The following is a 17,487-nucleotide window of genomic DNA, read 5'->3' as shown; positions in this document are numbered from 1 at the left end:
CCATGGAAAAAGAACTGAAGCCGTGGCCCGCACTGTGGGCCCTGGTCATCGGGTTCTTCATGATCCTCATCGACACGACCATCGTGTCGGTCGCCAACCCGGCGATCATGAAGGGCCTCGACCTCGGCACCGACTACAACGCGGTCATCTGGGTGACCAGCGCCTACCTCCTCGCGTACGCCGTCCCTCTGCTCATCACCGGTCGTCTCGGTGACCGCTTCGGCCCGAAGAACCTCTACCTCATCGGCCTCGTGATCTTCACGCTCGCCTCCGCCTGGTGCGGCTTCTCCGGTGTCATGCCGGGCGGCGGCATCGGGATGCTCATCACGGCGAGGGTCGTGCAGGGTCTCGGCGCCGCGCTGATGACGCCGCAGACGATGGCCGTCATCACCCGCATCTTCCCGCCGGACCGCCGCGGTGCTGCGATGGGGCTGTGGGGCGCCGTCGCCGGCGTCGCCACCCTGATCGGCCCGCTGCTCGGCGGCGTGCTCGTCGACGGCCTCGGCTGGGAGTGGATCTTCTTCATCAACGTGCCCGTGGGCGTCGTCGCGTTCATCCTGGCGGCCCGGCTCGTGCCGAAGCTGCCGACGCACTCGCACAGCTTCGACATCCTCGGCGTCGTCCTGAGTGGCGTCGGCATGTTCCTGCTGGTGTTCGGCATCCAGGAGGGCGGCACGTACGACTGGGGCACCATCACCGGCCCGATCACGGTGTGGGGCCTGATCATCTCGGGCATCGTCGTGCTGATCGCGTTCGTCGTCTGGCAGGCGTTCAACAAGAAGGAGCCGCTGCTGCCGCTGAAGCTGTTCCGCGACCGCAACTTCTCGCTCTCGAACGCCGCGATCACCACCGTCGGCTTCGCGGTGACCTGCATGGCGCTGCCTCTCGTGTTCTACTTCCAGACGGTCCGCGGTCTGACCCCGACCCAGTCGGCTCTGATGCTCGCCCCGATGGCGGTCTTCTCCGGTGTGCTCGCGCCGTTCGTCGGCAAGCTGATCGACCGGATCAATCCGCGCTACTTCGCCACCACCGGACTCGTGCTGTTCGCGCTGTCGCTGTTCTGGTACTCGCGCCTGCTGACACCGGATGTGTCGATCTGGTGGCTGCTCGCACCGAGCGCCACGCTCGGCATCGCGATGTCGGGCGTCTGGGGTCCGATCTCCACGACCGTCACCCGCAACCTGCCGATGAACCAGGCCGGCGCCGGTTCCGGCGTGTACAACACGACCCGTCAGATCGGCGCGGTGCTGGGCAGCGCATCCATCGCCGCCCTCATCTCGAGCCGTCTCGCCGTCGACCTGCCCAAGGCGCCGGGCGGAGCGCCGACCGAGGCTGGTGCGGGAACCGAGCTTCCGACCTTCCTGCACGCCGGGTTCACCCAGGCCATGTCGGAGGCGCTGCTTCTGCCGGCGATCGTCGCGTTCCTCGGTGCGCTCATCGTCGTGTGGTGGGAGCGGCCCAAGCCGCCGGCGTGGGGCCCGGGAGCCGCTGCTGCTGCCGGTGCGCCCGCCGAGGCTCCTGCTCCTGTCGGCGCTGCATCGCACGGCTCGCACGCCGCTCCGGTGCCGGTGGATGCCGTCCAGCACGGCTCGCACGCCGCGGACGTCCCTCCTGCGACCGGCCTCGCCTCCGGCGAGGAACCGCCGCACGGAGCGCACGCAGCGCCCGTCGTCGACTGACGCCGACCGCGCATCCCGCAGCCGCTCGCCCCACGCCGGGACGGGCGGTTGCGCCGTTAACGGGTCAGGCGACGACGCGCACGGCGTTGGCCCACGGGTCGTCGAACGCCACGGAGCGCCCGTCGTCGCGGGTCTGCACGCCGTAGTGCCGCATCCGCTCGGTGAGTTCGCCGAGGTCGTCGGCCGTGGGCACGTGGATCTCGACCTCGCCGAGTCCGAGTGCCAGGCGTCGGGGGCCGGCGCCCCTGCTGTTCCAGGTGTTCATGGCCATGTGGTGGTGGTAGCCGCCCGCGCTGACGAACAGCGCCTGGTCGCCCAGCGTCGCCGTCGCCTCGAAGCCGAGGCGGTCGACGTAGAACGCGCGAGCGGAGGCCACATCCCCGACCGAGAGGTGCACGTGGCCGACGACCGCGTCGCCGATGCGCTCGTCTCCTGCCGCGTCGGCCAGAGTCGCAGCACGCTCGGTGAGGTGCTCGCCGAGGAAGCCGTTGGGGTCGAGGTAGAGGGTCGCCATCTCGACCTGGCCGTGGGTCCAGCTCCACTGGCTGCGGTCGCGGTCCCAGTACAGCTCGACGCCGTTGCCCTCCGGGTCGGTGAAGTAGAAGGCCTTGCTGACGAGGTGGTCGGCGCTGCCGGTGAACGTGCCTGGCGCGCGGCGGGCGACCGAGTACACCGCGGCGGCGAGCGTCTCCTCCGTGTCGAACAGGATGGCCGTGTGGAACAGCCCGGCGTCGCGTGGCCCTGCGTGGCGCAGTTCGGGGGCGTGCTCCAGGATCACGACGGGGGTGCTGCCGCGTCCCAGGATCGTCCTGCCGCCCTCCTGTGCGAGCACGCTCAGGGTTACGGCGTCGCGGTAGTAGGTGGTCATGGCGTCGAGGTCGGCGACGCGGAGCGTCACCGCGCCCATCGCGGAGTCGGCGGGAAGGAGGTCGGTCATGGCGTTCTACAACGCTGGCGGGCCTGAATATATTTCAGAACTTCACTCCCCGGGGCTCGGTCGCTCCCACAGTCGCCGGTAGTCCTCGGCCAGGATCGAGCGCGCCGACTCCGGCGTCAGTGCCGGGTGTCTCCCGACGAGGTGGGCGGCCAGGCCGTCGATCAGCGCCCGCATCCGGTCGGCCTCCCGCTGGATGCGCGCGGCGGGAACATCGTCCGGAGCGCTCGCCGCCACCACCTGCCGGATGAGGTCGAGCATCGCGGCGTCGGACTCGCGCTTCACCGGCGCGAGCTCGTCGTCGGCGATGGCCGCCCCCGCGAAGACCAGCCAGACCTCCATCTCCTCCCTGCGGTCGTCGTCGAGCGGCAGGAACTGCTCCAACAGGGCGAGCCCGTCCGGTCCGGCGTCACCCGCGTCCGCGATGATGCTCTGGATGCGGCCGGTGGCCCGCTCGATGACGAGTCGCATGGCGAAGGCGACGGCGTCCGGCTGCCGCGGGAAGTAGTGCCGCAGCGAGCCGAGGGCCATCCCGGCCTCCGCGGCGACGGTGCGCGTGCTCACGGCGTTGATGCCGTCGCGCCGGATGATGCGCCAGACGGCCTCACCGATGTCGCGGCGGCGTTCGTCCGGGGTCTCTGTGGTCCGCATGACCCCACTCTAGTACAAATGTGCTAGACATGGACCCATGCTCGTCTTCGTCATCATCGCCTGCGAGATCCTGTTCTGGGTCTTCCTGCTCGGCGGCCTGCTCGCCCGCTACGCCCTGCGCCGTCGCCGCCTCGGCTCCGTGCTCCTGGTGCTCGTGCCCGTCGCCGACCTGGTGCTGCTCGCCGCGACCGTCGCCGACCTCGCCGGCGGCGCGACAGCCGAGTGGGCGCACGGGCTCGCCGCCGCGTACCTCGGCTTCTCCGTGGCCTTCGGGCACGGCATCATCAGCCGCATGGATGCGCGGTTCGCCCACCGCTACGACGGCGCCCCGGCGCCGGAGCGCATCCCGAAAGGCGGGCGGCGGCGCGTGCTGCACGAGTGGAAGGTGTTCGGTCAGACCGTCATCGCCTGGGCGATCGCCTGCGCCCTGCTGCTCGCCGCGATCCTGGTGGTCGGCGACGAGGCCCGCACCGCCGCGCTCAGCGCCTGGCTGGGCACGCTGACGCTGATCCTCGGCATCGCCGCGATCTGGCCGATCAGCTACACCATCTGGCCGGGCTCGGACGGGCAGAAGCGCACGGGCCAGCCTGCGCGCTAACGCAGGCGGACGTCAGGTCTCGATTGCGCCGCCGGTCTCCTGCAGGTGGCGCCGCAGCGTCAATTCCGGGTCGGCGGCCTGCCTGCGGCGGTACTCGGCGAAGTCCAGCTGATCGCGCAGCGACGCCCCTGCGCGCATCCGCTGCGACTGCTCGCCCTCCACCGACTGGATGCGCACCGCCGTCGCCACGAGCTCCTCGCGCCGGTCCTGCCCCACCACCAGCACGCCGTCGTCGTCCGCGACGATCCAGTCGCCTGCACCGACGGGCACGCCGTCGAGGTACGCGCTCCGCATCGCCCGGCCGGCGGGCGGCACCCGCCGCGGTCCGAAGGGGTACGCACCGAGGCTGAACACCGGCAGCCCGATCTCGCGAAGTTGCGCGGTGTCGCGGTGGCGTCCCCAGATGACCGCTCCGCGCATCCCGGCCTCCCGGGCTTCGAGGAGCATGAGGTCGCCGACGCAGGCCTCGTCGTGGCGGCCGCCGTTGTCGACCACGAGCACCGCGCCGGGCGGGGCGTCGTCGATGGCCTCGAGCAGCACATCCACGCTGCCGAGGTGCGTGACGGGGGCCGCCGGTCCTGCGAACGCCGTGCCGGGGAGCAGCGGGAGCAGGGCGGCCGGTGCGGCGGAGACCCGGATTCCGAGCCGCACGGCGGCGTCCGCGACGGCGGCGGTGGGGAGCGGCTCGCTGAGTTCGTCCATGTCCATGCGTCAGAACCTAGTCCCGTCCGTATGCGGGCAGCGGCATGGACGCGTGCGACCACCGGCCCTGGCGCGGCGGCGGATCGTGGGCAAGACTGGCCGCATGTCCCGCGTCATCGGTCTCGCCCGGCGCTACTGGGTGGTCACGCTCACCGTCGTCATCGGCGTGATCGGGATCGTGCTCGCCGCGACCGGCGCCGGCTGGATCGTGCAGTGGCTGTTCAGCGCGTACGCGCTCGTGATCGCCGCGTGGCAGGCGGTGGGGATGGTCCGCGCGATGCTGCGGCGCGAGTTCGGCCTCGACATCCTGGCCGTGACCGCCATTGTGTCCACGGTGCTCGTCGGCGAGTACGTCGCTGCCCTGGTCGTGGTGCTCATGCTCACCGGCGGCGACGCCCTGGAGGACTACGCCAACCAGCGGGCCAAGCGAGAACTGGATGCGCTGCTCACCAGGGCACCGCAGCTCACCCACCGCGCTGCCCAGGGCGGTGGGTACGAGGACGTGCACATCGACGAGGTGCGTGCTGGCGACGTGCTGCTCGTGCGTCCGTCCGAGATCGTGCCGGTGGACGGCGTGCTGCTCTCGGCGGAGACCACGGTGGACGAGTCGTCGATCACGGGGGAGAGCATCCCGGTCGAGAAGCACGAGGGCGACACCATCCTCAGCGGCGTGGTCAACGGGAATGCGGCGGTCGAGCTGCGCGCGACGGAGACCGCATCGGCCAGCCAGTACCAGCAGATCGTCGCGCTCGTGGCGCAGGCGGCCGAGAGCAAGGCGCCGGTCGTGCGGCTGGCCGACCGCTACGCCGTGCCGTTCACCGTGTTCTCTCTGGCGCTCGGCGCCATCGCCTGGGCGGTCAGCGGCGATCCGGTGCGGTTCGCCGAGGTGCTCGTACTCGCCACGCCGTGCCCGCTGCTGATCGCCGCTCCTGTCGCGTTCATCGGCGGGATGAGCAGGGCGGCGCGCAACGGCATCATCGTCAAGAGCGGCGGAGTGCTGGAGTCGCTGTCGCGGGCCCGGACGGCGGTGTTCGACAAGACGGGCACGCTCACCTACGGGACGCCCGCGCTCACCGAGGTCAGGGTCGAGGCGCCGTTCACCTCCGCCGAGGTGCTCGGGGCGGTGGCGAGCGCCGAGCAGTACTCGTCCCACGTCCTGGCCGCGGCGATGATCGACGCCGCCAGGGAGAGGGGGCTGTCGCTGCACGAGGCGGAGTCGGCGGAGGAGGCGGCCACCAACGGGGTCGTCGCCAGCATCCAGGGCAGGGAGGTGGTGGTGGGCAAGTTCGCGTTCGTCGCCGCCCACGCCCCGGATGCGCGCCGCACGGAGATCGCGCCGGGCGAACTGGCCGTGTACGTGGCGATCGACGGCCGATACGCCGGCGCGATCCTCGCCCGCGACCGGCTGCGCGCGAACGCGAAGGCGACGATCGCCCGGCTCGCCGAGCTGGGCGTCACCCGCACGATGATCCTGACGGGCGACGCGCAGGAGACGGCGTCGCACATCGCCGCGGAGCTCGGCGTCACCCGGGTGCGCGCCGAGTGCCTGCCCGCCGACAAGGTCGCGGAGGTGGCCGCCATCGCGGAGCGCCCGGTGATCATGGTCGGAGACGGCGTGAACGACGCCCCGGTGCTGGCGGCGGCGGACGTGGGCGTCGCGATGGGCGCGAAGGGGGCGACAGCGGCGAGCGAGTCGGCGGACGCCGTGATCCTGGTGGACGACATCTCCGGCGTCGCCCGCGCGGTGCAGTTCGGGAAGGACACGGTCAGGATCGCGCTGCAGAGCATCTGGCTCGGCATCGCGGTCTCCGTGGTGCTGATGCTGATCGCGGCGTTCGGGTTCATCCCGGCGACGGCGGGCGCGCTCATCCAGGAGGTGGTCGACCTGGCCACCATCCTCGCCGCGCTCCGCGCGATCGGCGGCCGGCTGGACGCGCGCGCGGCTCCCGCCACGGCCTCCCTCGCCGACCCGCGCCCCGTCCGCGCCGCGCGCTGATGCCCCGGCCCCGGCCCCGGCCCCGGCCCTTGTCCTGGGCGGCCCTGGGCTGCGCCCGCGCCACACCCACCCCACGGCGAGATGCCACTAACTGTCGCGAAACGCCCGGGATGCGCGACAGATACTGGCATCTCGTCGCGAGGCGCGCGGCGGCTACGCCCGCGTCAGCCGCTCGAGGAGCTCGCGGTAGCGGGCGGCCGTGCGCTCGACGATGTCGGCGGGCAGCTCGGGCGGCGTTCCCGTCTTGTCCCAGTTGGCGCTGAGCCAGTCGCGCACGATCTGCTTGTCGAAGCTGGCCATGCGCTCGCGCGGGGTGGTGCCGGAGGCGTAGGCCACCGCATCCCAGTACCGGCTGGAATCGCTGGTGAGCACCTCGTCGGCGAGCGTGATCTCGCCGGTGTCGCGGTCTGCGCCGAACTCGAATTTGGTGTCGGCGATGATCACGCCGCGCTTCTCGGCGATCTCGGACGCGCCCGTGTAGATGAGGAGGGAGAGCCTCCGCAGCTCCTCCGCGACCTCGGCGCCGACCAGCTCGACCGTGCGCTCGAAGCTGATGTTCTCGTCGTGCTCGCCGAGCGGGGCTTTCCAGGCCGGGGTGTAGATCGGCTCGGGCAGGCGGTCGCCGTCGGTCAGGCCGGCGGGCAGTGGCACACCGCACACGCTCTGGGTCTGCTGGTACTCCAGCCAGCCGCTGCCGGTGAGATAGCCGCGCACGACGCACTCCACCGGGAACATGTCGAGCGGCTTCACCAGCATCGCCCGCCCGACGACTTCGGCCGGGATGCGCTCGATCGCCTTCTCGCCGTCGAGGACATGGTCCGGGATCAGGTGGTTCGGCACCTCGGTCAGCTGGTCGAACCACCACAGGCTGAGCGTGGTCAGCAACTCGCCCTTGCCGGGGATGCCCGGCTCGAGCACGTGGTCGAACGCGCTGACCCTGTCGCTCGCGACGACGAGGACCGCGTCCGTGTCGTCGAGGCCGGAGCGCCCGGCGGGGACGTAGAGGTCGCGGACCTTGCCGGAGTAGACGTGCGACCAGTCGGCGAGGGAGGCGGAGGATGTCACGCGTCCATCGTACGGGCTGGCCGCAATCCCGCGCTCGGTCAGCTCAGCAGCTTGGCCTTCGCCGCCGAGAACTCGTCGTCCGACAGGATGCCCTGCGCGTGCAGTGCTGCGAGCTGCTGCAGCTGCGCCATCAGGTCGCCGCCGGCGCCACCGCCGGCGGGCGCGGCTGGTGCGGCGGGCGCCGCCTGCTGCTGCGCCTGCCACTGGGCCTGCTGCTGAGCCTGCTGTTGCGCGACGGCCTGCTGGGCTGCCGCATCCATCTGCGCCTGCTGCTGCTGGGCCTGGTAGTCGGCGGCCTGCTGCTCCTCCATCGCCTTGTCCTGCTGGCGGCGCTGCATCCCGCCGCTGACGGCGGTGGCCGTGCCTGCGACGACGGCGGTACGCGCGGCCAGCCCGAGGAGTCCCGGACGGCCTACTCGACGTAATGGCATGATGTCTCCTACTCTTCCGACGCTTCGGTGAGAACGGCGTTGACCACGGGAGCGGGGATGCGCTCGGCGTGGACGACGCTGCCGCCCGCGGCGAAGAACTTGCTGGCGAGGTCTTTCGCCCAGGTGTGCTCGATGACCAGGATCGCGCCGGAGGTGCCCGGCTCGATCAGGTCGGCGATGTCGTCGACATCCTCGGTGCCCGCGATCCCGCTCGCTTCGAGCGTGATCTCGGTGAGGCCGTACTCGTCGCCGACGTCCTCGAACTCGACGATGTCGACCTCGCCGCTCAGCGAGCGCGAGACGAAGACGAGGTCGAGGATGCGGACGCTTCCGGAACCGATCAGGTCGACGATGGCCTGCACGACGCCGGGCGACGGCCGATCCCCGTCGAACTGCGCCACGATGAACTCAGCGGGGCCGTACTCGAACTCGGTCACGTTGTACTCCCTCCGTGCCGGATCATCCCGACAGGCGTCACGCTACTCGCGGGGGTGAGAGCGGCACAATGATGGCTTTTCCGCGGAAGGCGGGTAGTGCGCCCCGGATTGGAAACTTTTCTTCTCGGTTAGCGGCATATTTCGCAGAAGCGACGTTCGCATCGGTGTCAGACTGGGCAACGCTGTACACGAGACGGTGCGAGGAAGGACCACGGTGACCGAACAGAACTGGGCAGGAAACTACACGTACAGGGCGGAGCGCATCGCGCATCCACGTTCTCTGGACGAACTGCGCGAACTGGTGCTCGGCGCCGAATCGGTGCGCGCACTCGGCAGCCGCCACTCCTTCAACGACCTCGCCGACGACGACCGCCTGCTCGTGAGCACGGCGGCCCTTCCGTCCGCGATCCGGATCGACGACGCGGCCTCCACGGTCACGGTCGGCGGCGGCGTGCGCTACGGCGACCTCGCCCGCGAACTGCAGAACGCCGGATGGGCGCTGCACAACCTCGCCTCCCTCCCGCACATCTCCGTCGCAGGAGCCATCGCGACCGCGACGCACGGCTCGGGCGACAGGAACGGCAACCTGGCCACCGGCGTCAGCGGCCTGCGGATCCTGCGGGCGGACGGCGAACTGGTCGAGCTGCGTCGAGGCGACCCCGGATTCGACGGCGCCGTGGTCTCGCTCGGCGCCCTGGGCGTCGTCACGGAGGTGACCATCGACATCCGGCCGACGTTCGACGTGCGGCAGCGGCTGTTCGGCGGACTGCCGTGGGATGCGGTGCTCGACCGGTTCGACGAGGTCACCTCGGCCGCGTACAGCGTCTCCCTCTTCACCGACTGGGCGGAAGACGCGGTCAGCCTCGCCTGGCTCAAGGAGCGCGCGGACGATCGGACCGAGATCGGCGACGACTTCTTCGGAGCGACGGCGCTCACCGAGGCCCGCCACATGATCGCGACGATGGATGTGCGCAACACCACCGAGCAGCTCGGCGTCTTCGGTCCGTGGAGCGAGCGGCTGCCGCACTTCCGGTTCGAGTTCACGCCGTCGAACGGTGCGGAGATCCAGTCGGAGTACCTGGTGCCGCGCGCCAACGCCGTCGCCGCGATCGCCGCCGTGCGCGAGCTGGGTCCGCTCATCGCGCCCCTGCTGCAGATCAGCGAGATCCGCACGGTCGCGGCCGACGACCTGTGGCTGTCGAGCGCGTCCGGCACGGATGCGGTCGGTCTGCACTTCACCTGGCTGCGCGATCAGGAGGGCGTCGAGGCGATCCTGCCGGCGCTCGAAGCCGCCCTGCTGCCGCTGGGCGCGCGCCCGCACTGGGGAAAGCTCTACCTCGACGTCGACGGCGTCGTCCCCGGCCTCTACCCGCGCCTCGACGCGTTCCGCGACCTCGCCGCCTCCTTCGACCCCGCTGGCACCTTCCGCAACGCCTTCGTCACGCGCCTCCTCGGCTGACCCCAAAACAATCGAGTCCGAAGTTATTCACGCGACACGCCGTGTCGAACCGTGAACAACTTCGGACTCGATTATTTGGGAATGGAGTGGGCGCGGTCAGTCGGCGACGCGGGCGGCGATGTCGGTGCGGAAGTGCGAGCCGGGAAGCTCGATGAGCGCGACCGCCTCGTACGCCCGGGCGCGGGCCTCGGCGAACGTGGTGCCGCGGGCGACGACGCTGAGCACGCGCCCGCCGGTCGCGAGCAGCGCGCCCGTCTCCTCGTCGCGGGCCGTCGCGGCGTGCGCGATGGTCACCTCGGGGACGCGCGCCGCCTCATCCAGCCCGGTGATCGGCCGGCCGGTCTGCGGCGCCTCCGGGTATCCCTCGCTGGCGAGCACCACGGTCACGGCGGTGTCGAGCGCGAACTCCGGACGCGGCACTCCGGCCAGCGCGCCGGTCGCCGCGGCGAACAGCAGCGACGACAGCGGCGTCACGAGCCGGGGAAGCACCACCTGCGTCTCCGGGTCACCGAAGCGCGCGTTGAACTCGATCACCCGGATGCCGAGGCTCGTCATGATGAGCCCGCAGTAGAGCAGGCCGATGAACGGCGTCTGCTCTTTCGCCAGCTGGCGCACGGTCGGCAGGGCGACCGTGTCGATGACCTCGTCGACGAAGTTCTCCGGCAGCCACGGCAGCGGCGAGTACGCGCCCATCCCGCCCGTGTTCGGTCCGCCGTCGCCGTCGAGCAGCCGCTTGTAGTCCTGCGCGGGCGACAGCGGCAGCACGTTGTGTCCGTCGCTCACCAGGAAGAGGGACACCTCCTGGCCGTCGAGGAACTCCTCGATCAGCACACCGCCGTGGCCGAGCCAGTGGGTCGCGTGGGCGACGGCCGCCTCGCGGTCGGAGGTGACCAGCACACCCTTGCCCGCCGCCAGGCCGTCCGCCTTCACCACGTACGGAGCGCCGAACGTGTCCAGCGCGCTCTCCGCCTCCGCCAACGTGGATGCGCGCACCGCGCGTCCCGTCGGAACCCCGGCCGCGTCCATGATCCGCTTGGCGAACGTCTTCGACCCTTCGAGCTGCGCCGCGACCTTGCCCGGGCCGAACACCGGGATGCCGCGGGTGCGCAGCGGGTCGGCGACACCGGCGACGAGGGGGGCCTCCGGACCGATCACCACGAGCTCGATGCCGTTCTCGATCGCGTACTCGGTGACCGCCTCGCCGTCGAGAGGGTCGAGCCCGGGCTCGACGGCGGCTTCCGCTGCGATCCCCGCGTTGCCGGGAGCGACGACGATCCGGTGATCGGCCTCCTCGCTCAGCAACGACGTGACGATGGCGTGCTCGCGTGCACCGGAACCCAGGACCAGAATCTTCACGCGACCAATGGTAGAGGCTGCGAGGATAAGGGGATGGCCAGAGCGAAGATCCAGGATGCGGAGGGCGGTCCCGCCGTGCGTGCAGCGCTGGCGGGCGGAGCGGACCGCAACACCACGGCGATGGCCGTGCGCTACCTCCTGCAACTGCTCGCCGAGCGCGCACCGGGCAACACCGTCGAGGTGCGGGTGCCGCCGTTCGGCGCCACCCAGTGCATCCCGGGCCCCCGGCACACCAGGGGCACCCCGCCCAACGTGGTGGAGATGGATGCGCCGACCTGGCTCGCGCTCGCCAGCGGAGCGACCCCGTGGGCCGACGCCGTCGCATCCGGTGCCGTGCACGCGTCCGGTCAGCGCGCATCCCTCGACGGGCTGCTGCCGCTGCGGTTCTGACGCAGCCCATCCCGTCCGAGCTCCCAGACAACGTGAGGGAGAATGGATGCATGAGTCAGGAGAACGACGAGCAGGCCACGGTCACCGAGAGCTCGGTGCTCGTGCGGCGGTCGCCGCGCTACTTCCGGTTCATGCTGGCCGGGGCGATCCTGTTCGCGATCGTCGCGCTCATCCTCACGTTCGCGTTCCCGGCGAACCCCACGTACGACCGCGGCAGCGTCTTCGGCTTCCTGCTGGCGGTCGGCGTGGCCGTCGGGGTCACGATCGGGGCGGTCGTCGCCCTGATCCTCGACCGTGCGACGAACCGTCGGGCGCGCACCGTCCAGGCGGATAGAATCGACGTGCGCACCACCCAGGGCGAGCAGCCAGAGGATGGCGACGCACCTGACACCCGCTCATCCATCGAGAGCTAATTCCCTGAAGGGGGTTCCGGTTTGTCCGGAGGCGACGGTCTTCTCAGTCACGATCTACTTCCCGGCGAGAAGGGTCCGCAGGATGCCTGCGGTGTCTTCGGTGTCTGGGCCCCTGGCGAGGAAGTCGCCAAACTCAGCTACTTCGGTCTCTACGCCCTGCAGCACCGCGGGCAGGAGTCCGCGGGCATCGCGACCAGCGACGGCTCGAAGATCCTCATCTACAAAGACATGGGTCTCGTCTCGCAGGTGTTCAACGAGAACGCGCTGAACTCGCTGACCGGCCACATCGCCGTCGGGCACACGCGGTATTCGACCACCGGCGCGTCCAGCTGGCAGAACGCGCAGCCGACGCTCGGACGCACGTCGAGCGGGACGGTCGCCCTCGGCCACAACGGCAACCTGACCAACACGGCCGAGCTGATGCAGCTCGTCCACGACCGGTACCCGGAGCACGACGGCGAGCTGTCCAGGGGCAACACGACGGACACCGCCGTGGTCACCGCGCTGCTCACCGGCGACCTCGACCACACCCTCGAAGCCACGTCGCTCGAGGTCCTTCCGCGGCTGCGCGGCGCATACTGCCTCGTCTACATGGACGAGCACACCCTGTACGCGGCGCGTGACCCGCAGGGCGTCCGCCCGCTGGTGCTCGGGCGCCTGGAGCGCGGCTGGGTCGTCGCCTCGGAGACCGCTGCGCTCGACATCGTCGGCGCGAGCTTCGTGCGCGAGGTCGAGCCCGGCGAGCTGATCGCCATCGACGAGAACGGCCTCCGCAGCCAGCGCTTCGCCGAGGAGAAGCGCGCGGGCTGCGTGTTCGAATACGTCTACCTGGCCCGTCCTGACACGACCATCGCCGGCCGCGGCGTGCACGAGGCGCGCGTCGAGATGGGCCGCCAGCTGGCCCGCGAGCACGCGGTCGAAGCCGACCTCGTGATCCCGACCCCCGAGTCCGGAACCCCGGCGGCGATCGGCTACGCGCAGGCGTCCGGCATCCCGTTCGGCCAGGGACTTGTGAAGAACTCGTACGTCGGCCGCACGTTCATCCAGCCGTCGCAGACCATCCGCCAGCGCGGCATCAAGCTCAAGCTGAACCCGCTGAAAGAGGTCATCAAGGGCAAGCGCCTGGTGGTCGTCGACGACTCGATCGTGCGCGGGAACACCCAGCGCGCGCTCGTCTCGATGCTGCGCGAGGCCGGAGCGGCGGAGGTGCACGTCCGCATCTCCAGCCCGCCCATCACCTGGCCGTGCTTCTACGGCATCGACTTCGCCTCCCGGGCAGAGCTCATCGCCACGGGCCTGGGCGTCGACGAGGTGCGCCAGTCGATCGGGGCCGACAGCCTCGGCTACCTGTCGGAGGACGGCATGATCGCCTCCACCGAGCAGCCGCGCGAACGTCTCTGCACCGCCTGCTTCACCGGCGTGTACCCGATCGAGCTCCCGGATGCGCACCACCTCGGCAAGAACCTGCTCGAACGCCCGGAGGCTCCGCGCGGCGAGGGCGAGGGTGCGGCGGCCGATGGCTGCGATCCCGGTCCGGACGCCGAGTTCGAGAGCGTGCTGCTGCCCTCGTACGGAGATCCGGGGCGCAAGGAATAGCAGCCCGGTCCCAGTACGATTGACCCCGTGACCGAACAGCCCGCATCCACGTCCGCCTCCTACGCCGAGGCCGGCGTCGACACAGCCGCCGGCGACCTCGCCGTCGAGCTGATGAAGTCGGCGGTGTCCCGCACGCACGGTCCGAACGTCCTGGGCGGGGTCGGCGGGTTCGCCGGGCTGTTCGACGTGTCATTCCTCAAGCTGTTCGACCGCCCGCTGCTCGCCACCTCCACCGACGGCGTCGGCACGAAGGTCGCCATCGCGCAGGCCATCGACAAGCACGACACCATCGGTCAGGATCTGGTCGGCATGGTCGTCGACGACATCGTCGTGGTGGGTGCGAAGCCGCTGTTCATGACGGACTACATCGCCTGCGGAAAGGTGGTGCCGTCGCGCATCGCCGACATCGTCGCCGGCATCGCGCGCGCCTGTGAGGAGACGGGCACCGCCCTGGTCGGCGGGGAGACCGCGGAGCACCCCGGACTCCTTGGCCCGGACGACTACGACGTGGCGGGCGCCGCGGTCGGCGCCGTCGAGGCGAACGCCGTGCTCGGCGCCGAGCTGGTGCAGGACGGCGACGTGGTGATCGCGCTCGCGTCCTCCGGCCTGCACTCCAACGGCTTCTCACTCGTGCGCCACATCCTGGCGAAGAACAGCATCGGCTTCACCGACCACTCGGATGCGTTCGGCGGCACCGTCGGCGAGGCCCTGCTCGAGCCGACCAGGCTCTACACCACGCCTCTCCTGCGGGTGCTGAGCGAGCCGTCGCTCGCCGGCGCCATCCACTCGCTGAGCCACGTGACCGGCGGAGGCATCGCCGCGAACCTCGCGCGCGTGCTTCCGGTCGGATCGTGGGTGGAGGTGGACCGCGCGAGCTGGTCGCCGAGCCCTGTGTTCCACATCCTGAGCGACCTCGCCGGCAGCAGCCTGGAGTCGAGCGAAGGCACCTGGAACCTCGGCATCGGGATGTTCGCCGTCGTCGCCGCTCCGGCCGCCGACCGGGTCATCGCGGCGATCGAGCAGGACGGCATCCCGGCCTGGAGCGTCGGGACGGTGTCGACCTCGACGCGCGACCTCACCGGGTTCGAGCAGGGCGCGAAGGGCGTCGACGGCGGCGCTGTGCGTCTCGTCGGGAGCTACGCGAACTGATCGGCTAGCAGGCGGCACCCCGCGCGCGTACGTTTCACGGCATGATCGACGCCGAATACGTGCTGCCGCTGCGCTGGGACGACGACGATGACGACGCTGACGCGGATGGCGCGCTGTCCGAGCTCGCCGCGTATCTGCAGGTGCTGTCCGCACTGATCGACGTGACGGTGGTCGACGGCTCTGCGCCCGCCGCGTTCGCCCGGCACGCGTCGGCGTTCCCTGCGGCGGTCAGGCACCTCCCCGTCGAGCCGCGGCCCGGACGCAACGGCAAGGTGGCCGGCGTGATGACCGGGGTCCGCGCATCCCGGCACGAGCGGATCGTCCTCGGCGACGACGACGTGCGCTACGACGCGTCCGCCCTCGCGACCGTCGTGGACCTGCTCGGCGTCGCCGACGTGGTCACGCCGCAGAACTTCTTCGCGCCGCTGCCCTGGCACGCCAGGTGGGATACGGCGCGCATCCTGCTCAACCGGGCGCTGGCGCACGACTACCCCGGCACGCTCGCCCTGCGCCGGTCGGCGCTGCCGGAAGAGGGATACGACGGCGACGTGCTGTTCGAGAACCTGGAGCTCATCCGGACGGTGCGGGCAGCGGGTGGGACGCATCTCGCGGCGGACGACTGCCTGGTGGCGCGACGCCCTCCGTCTGCCGCGCACTTCCTGCGGCAGCGGGTGCGGCAGGCGTACGACAGCTTCGCGCAGCCGGGACGCCTGGCGGCCGAGCTGCTGATCCTGCCGGTGGTGCTCGTGTTGGCGGTGCGCGCGCCGCGCTGGCTGCCCGCCCTGGGGGCGGTCGCGGTCGCGGCGGCGGAGGCCGGGCGGCGGCGCGGGGACGGGGTGCGGCACGGAGGCAGGCGGACCCGGCGCGCGTTCCCGGCGACGAGCGCCCTGTGGGCGCCGCTCTGGCTGCTGGAACGCGGCGTCTGCGCGTGGATCGCGGTGGGGCTGCGGCTGCGCGGCGGGGTCCGGTACTCCGACGGCCGCCTGGCCCACGCTGGCAACTCGCTGCGCGCGCTGAGGGCGAGATACCAGTAACTGCGGCGCATCCCGGGCGTTTCGCGACAGTTGGTGGCATCTCGCGATGTCACCCGTTGTGGTAGACGCGCCGGTCGGCCCCCACCGGCTAGAGTTGCGGTCGTGGCCGCCAAGTATTCCAGTATCCGAAGGATGCTCGGCGTTGCCGGACTTGTCGTCGCCGTGAGCGGCGGCGCGCTGCTGGCCCAGGCCGCGGCGGCTCCCGCGCAGGCGGCGACGCCCTCCGCCCCTGCCGTCGGTTCCTCCACGTCCGCACCGTCCTCCACATCCACACCGTCGTCGCCACCGGCTCCCGCCTCCGCCGTCCCGCCGGGCACGCTCACGCCGCTCGTCGATTGCATCGTGGATGCGCCGCTCGGCAGCACGGTCACTTCGCGCACCGTCCTGCTCGGCTACCGCAGCTCCGCGCACGACACCCTGCGGGTCGTGGCGGCCGCGGGCAGCAACGGCCTCGCGCCCGGCCGCGCCGACCGCGGCCAGCCCACTGCGTTCGAGCCGGGCGAGCACCACGCCGTCTGGTCGCTGACCCTGGATGCGCGCAGCACCCCGTCCGCCACCTGGCAGCTCGGCGGCGCGACTGTCACCATCGATGCCGGCGCCCCGTCCTGCGCCACCGTCACGACCGTGGCGCTCTCCGCCCCGCGCGTCGCGGCGTCCGGCGCGACCATCACCGTGTCCGCAGCGGTCGGTCGGCTGTTCCTGGCGCCGCCCACCGACGGAACCGTCGAGTTCGCCGTCGACGGCGCAGCGCCCGTGACCACCGCCGTCGGCGCAGACGGCGTGGCGCGTGCCGACCTTCCCGCTCCGCCGCCCGGCGACCACACCGTGACCGCCGCCTACCGCCCGGTTGACGGCTCACAGCTCCGTCCATCCACCCGCACGTCGCCGCTCACGGTCACGACCGCCACCGGCGCGCTCGGTGTCACCGCCACCTCCGTCACCCCCGCCGCGGACGGCGGAACGGCGACGGTCACGGTGAGCCGCGCATCCGGTGCGGGGGCGGCCTCCGTCGACTACGCCACCGCCGACGGAACGGCTGTCGCCGGGACCGAGTACACGGCCTCCCGCGGCACTCTCGCCTTCCACGACGGCCAGACGAGCGCCACCATCGAGATCCGGTTCGCGGCGCGCGCCCCCGGGGCACCGGCATCCACCTTCTTCGTGCTGCTGCAGCGCGCGACGACCACCGTGGATGCGGCCTCCGCCACCATCACGCTGCCCGCGGTCCCGTCCACCCCGGGCGGCGCCGCGGTCACCGGAGCATCGCGCTCCGGCGGCGTCGGCGGCGACTCCGTCCTCCCCGCCGGCGACCCGACGAGTCCGTCCCCGGTCGCCCACGCCGAAGATCTGGCCATGCTGATCGGGGCAGCGCTGCTCACGGTGGGCGGCATCCTGGGCGTAGTCGGGCTGGTGCGATTCGGCGGCTCGCGCGAAGCGCGGGTGTGAGCGGCGGACGCACCCCGCGCGCTCGTCGCACCCCGCGCTCATCTCGCAGCCCGCTCGCTCGCCGCACCCAGCCCCACCCCACCCGCTCCGCACGCCCATGACAAATGTCACCCGGCATCCCTGACATCCGCTCTGCTCCCCGCCGCCTCCG

General features: G+C 71.4%; 17 protein-coding genes. 10 read left to right on the top strand and 7 right to left on the bottom strand.

Going from position 1 to position 17,487, the window contains the following annotated elements; genetic code table 11:
- Positions 1 to 2: 2 nt before the first annotated feature.
- Positions 3 to 1,679, top strand: a complete 1,677-nt coding sequence (locus tag HF024_RS17270; RefSeq protein ID WP_168690403.1) for a DHA2 family efflux MFS transporter permease subunit — start codon at positions 3 to 5, stop codon at positions 1,677 to 1,679.
- Between the two features lie 64 nt (positions 1,680 to 1,743).
- Here the strand turns inward: HF024_RS17270 and HF024_RS17265 are convergent, their stop codons facing one another.
- Both HF024_RS17265 and HF024_RS17260 read right to left on the bottom strand, forming a co-directional pair.
- On the bottom strand, positions 1,744 to 2,616 hold the full coding sequence (locus HF024_RS17265; protein ID WP_085370890.1) for a VOC family protein: 873 nt from the start codon (positions 2,614 to 2,616) through the stop codon (positions 1,744 to 1,746).
- 42 nt (positions 2,617 to 2,658) lie between these two features.
- On the bottom strand, positions 2,659 to 3,264 hold the full coding sequence (locus HF024_RS17260; protein ID WP_085370891.1) for a TetR family transcriptional regulator C-terminal domain-containing protein: 606 nt from the start codon (positions 3,262 to 3,264) through the stop codon (positions 2,659 to 2,661).
- A gap of 37 nt (positions 3,265 to 3,301) precedes the next feature.
- Between HF024_RS17260 and HF024_RS17255 the strand changes: the two genes are divergently transcribed.
- The gene (locus tag HF024_RS17255) at positions 3,302 to 3,862 is read left to right on the top strand and encodes a hypothetical protein (RefSeq protein WP_168690402.1); all 561 of its coding nucleotides are present in this window, start codon (positions 3,302 to 3,304) and stop codon (positions 3,860 to 3,862) included.
- 12 nt (positions 3,863 to 3,874) lie between these two features.
- Here the strand turns inward: HF024_RS17255 and HF024_RS17250 are convergent, their stop codons facing one another.
- On the bottom strand, positions 3,875 to 4,570 hold the full coding sequence (locus HF024_RS17250) for an RraA family protein (RefSeq protein WP_210723976.1): 696 nt from the start codon (positions 4,568 to 4,570) through the stop codon (positions 3,875 to 3,877).
- A gap of 97 nt (positions 4,571 to 4,667) precedes the next feature.
- Here HF024_RS17250 and HF024_RS17245 point away from each other — a divergent pair, with 97 nt between their 5' ends.
- On the top strand, positions 4,668 to 6,560 hold the full coding sequence (locus tag HF024_RS17245) for a heavy metal translocating P-type ATPase (RefSeq protein ID WP_168690401.1): 1,893 nt from the start codon (positions 4,668 to 4,670) through the stop codon (positions 6,558 to 6,560).
- A 153-nt stretch (positions 6,561 to 6,713) separates the two neighbouring features.
- Here the strand turns inward: HF024_RS17245 and HF024_RS17240 are convergent, their stop codons facing one another.
- The 3 genes from HF024_RS17240 to HF024_RS17230 are packed head-to-tail and all read right to left on the bottom strand — an operon-like array spanning position 6,714 to position 8,493.
- Positions 6,714 to 7,625 carry a phosphoribosylaminoimidazolesuccinocarboxamide synthase gene (locus HF024_RS17240; RefSeq protein ID WP_085370894.1) on the bottom strand — a complete coding sequence of 304 codons (912 nt, stop codon included), beginning with the start codon at positions 7,623 to 7,625 and terminating at the stop codon, positions 6,714 to 6,716.
- A gap of 38 nt (positions 7,626 to 7,663) precedes the next feature.
- On the bottom strand, positions 7,664 to 8,056 hold the full coding sequence (locus HF024_RS17235) for an SHOCT domain-containing protein (protein ID WP_168690400.1): 393 nt from the start codon (positions 8,054 to 8,056) through the stop codon (positions 7,664 to 7,666).
- Positions 8,057 to 8,064: 8 nt separating this feature from the next.
- Entirely contained in the window at positions 8,065 to 8,493 is a 429-nt protein-coding gene (locus HF024_RS17230) for a DUF6325 family protein (protein ID WP_085370896.1), read from the bottom strand.
- A gap of 214 nt (positions 8,494 to 8,707) precedes the next feature.
- On the opposite strand from HF024_RS17230, the gene HF024_RS17225 reads away from it, so the two are divergent.
- Complete coding sequence (locus HF024_RS17225; RefSeq protein WP_168690399.1) at positions 8,708 to 9,952, top strand: FAD-binding protein; 1,245 nt, start codon at positions 8,708 to 8,710, stop codon at positions 9,950 to 9,952.
- Between the two features lie 96 nt (positions 9,953 to 10,048).
- Here HF024_RS17225 and purD read toward each other — a convergent pair whose 3' ends face one another.
- The gene (purD, locus tag HF024_RS17220; protein WP_168690398.1) at positions 10,049 to 11,308 is read right to left on the bottom strand and encodes a phosphoribosylamine--glycine ligase; all 1,260 of its coding nucleotides are present in this window, start codon (positions 11,306 to 11,308) and stop codon (positions 10,049 to 10,051) included.
- A 33-nt stretch (positions 11,309 to 11,341) separates the two neighbouring features.
- On the opposite strand from purD, the gene HF024_RS17215 reads away from it, so the two are divergent.
- The 6 genes from HF024_RS17215 to HF024_RS17190 all read left to right on the top strand — a co-directional run bounded on the left by HF024_RS17215 (position 11,342) and on the right by HF024_RS17190 (position 17,336).
- Entirely contained in the window at positions 11,342 to 11,698 is a 357-nt protein-coding gene (locus tag HF024_RS17215) for a sterol carrier family protein (protein ID WP_085370899.1), read from the top strand.
- Between the two features lie 50 nt (positions 11,699 to 11,748).
- Positions 11,749 to 12,111, top strand: coding sequence for a hypothetical protein (locus tag HF024_RS17210; protein ID WP_247597174.1), 363 nt, complete (start codon positions 11,749 to 11,751; stop codon positions 12,109 to 12,111).
- Positions 12,112 to 12,132: 21 nt separating this feature from the next.
- Positions 12,133 to 13,707, top strand: coding sequence for an amidophosphoribosyltransferase (gene purF / locus HF024_RS17205; protein ID WP_085370901.1), 1,575 nt, complete (start codon positions 12,133 to 12,135; stop codon positions 13,705 to 13,707).
- A gap of 27 nt (positions 13,708 to 13,734) precedes the next feature.
- Positions 13,735 to 14,856 (top strand): phosphoribosylformylglycinamidine cyclo-ligase, encoded by a 1,122-nt coding sequence (purM, locus tag HF024_RS17200; RefSeq protein WP_168690397.1) that lies wholly within the window; start codon positions 13,735 to 13,737, stop codon positions 14,854 to 14,856.
- A 41-nt stretch (positions 14,857 to 14,897) separates the two neighbouring features.
- Positions 14,898 to 15,890, top strand: coding sequence for a glycosyltransferase (locus HF024_RS17195; RefSeq protein WP_168690396.1), 993 nt, complete (start codon positions 14,898 to 14,900; stop codon positions 15,888 to 15,890).
- A gap of 102 nt (positions 15,891 to 15,992) precedes the next feature.
- The gene (locus tag HF024_RS17190) at positions 15,993 to 17,336 is read left to right on the top strand and encodes a Calx-beta domain-containing protein (protein WP_168690395.1); all 1,344 of its coding nucleotides are present in this window, start codon (positions 15,993 to 15,995) and stop codon (positions 17,334 to 17,336) included.
- Positions 17,337 to 17,487: the final 151 nt, after the last annotated feature.

It is taken from the genome of Leifsonia sp. PS1209, from assembly GCF_012317045.1.
Classification (GTDB): domain Bacteria; phylum Actinomycetota; class Actinomycetes; order Actinomycetales; family Microbacteriaceae; genus Leifsonia.
This window is presented reverse-complemented; position numbering and strand designations above follow the sequence as displayed.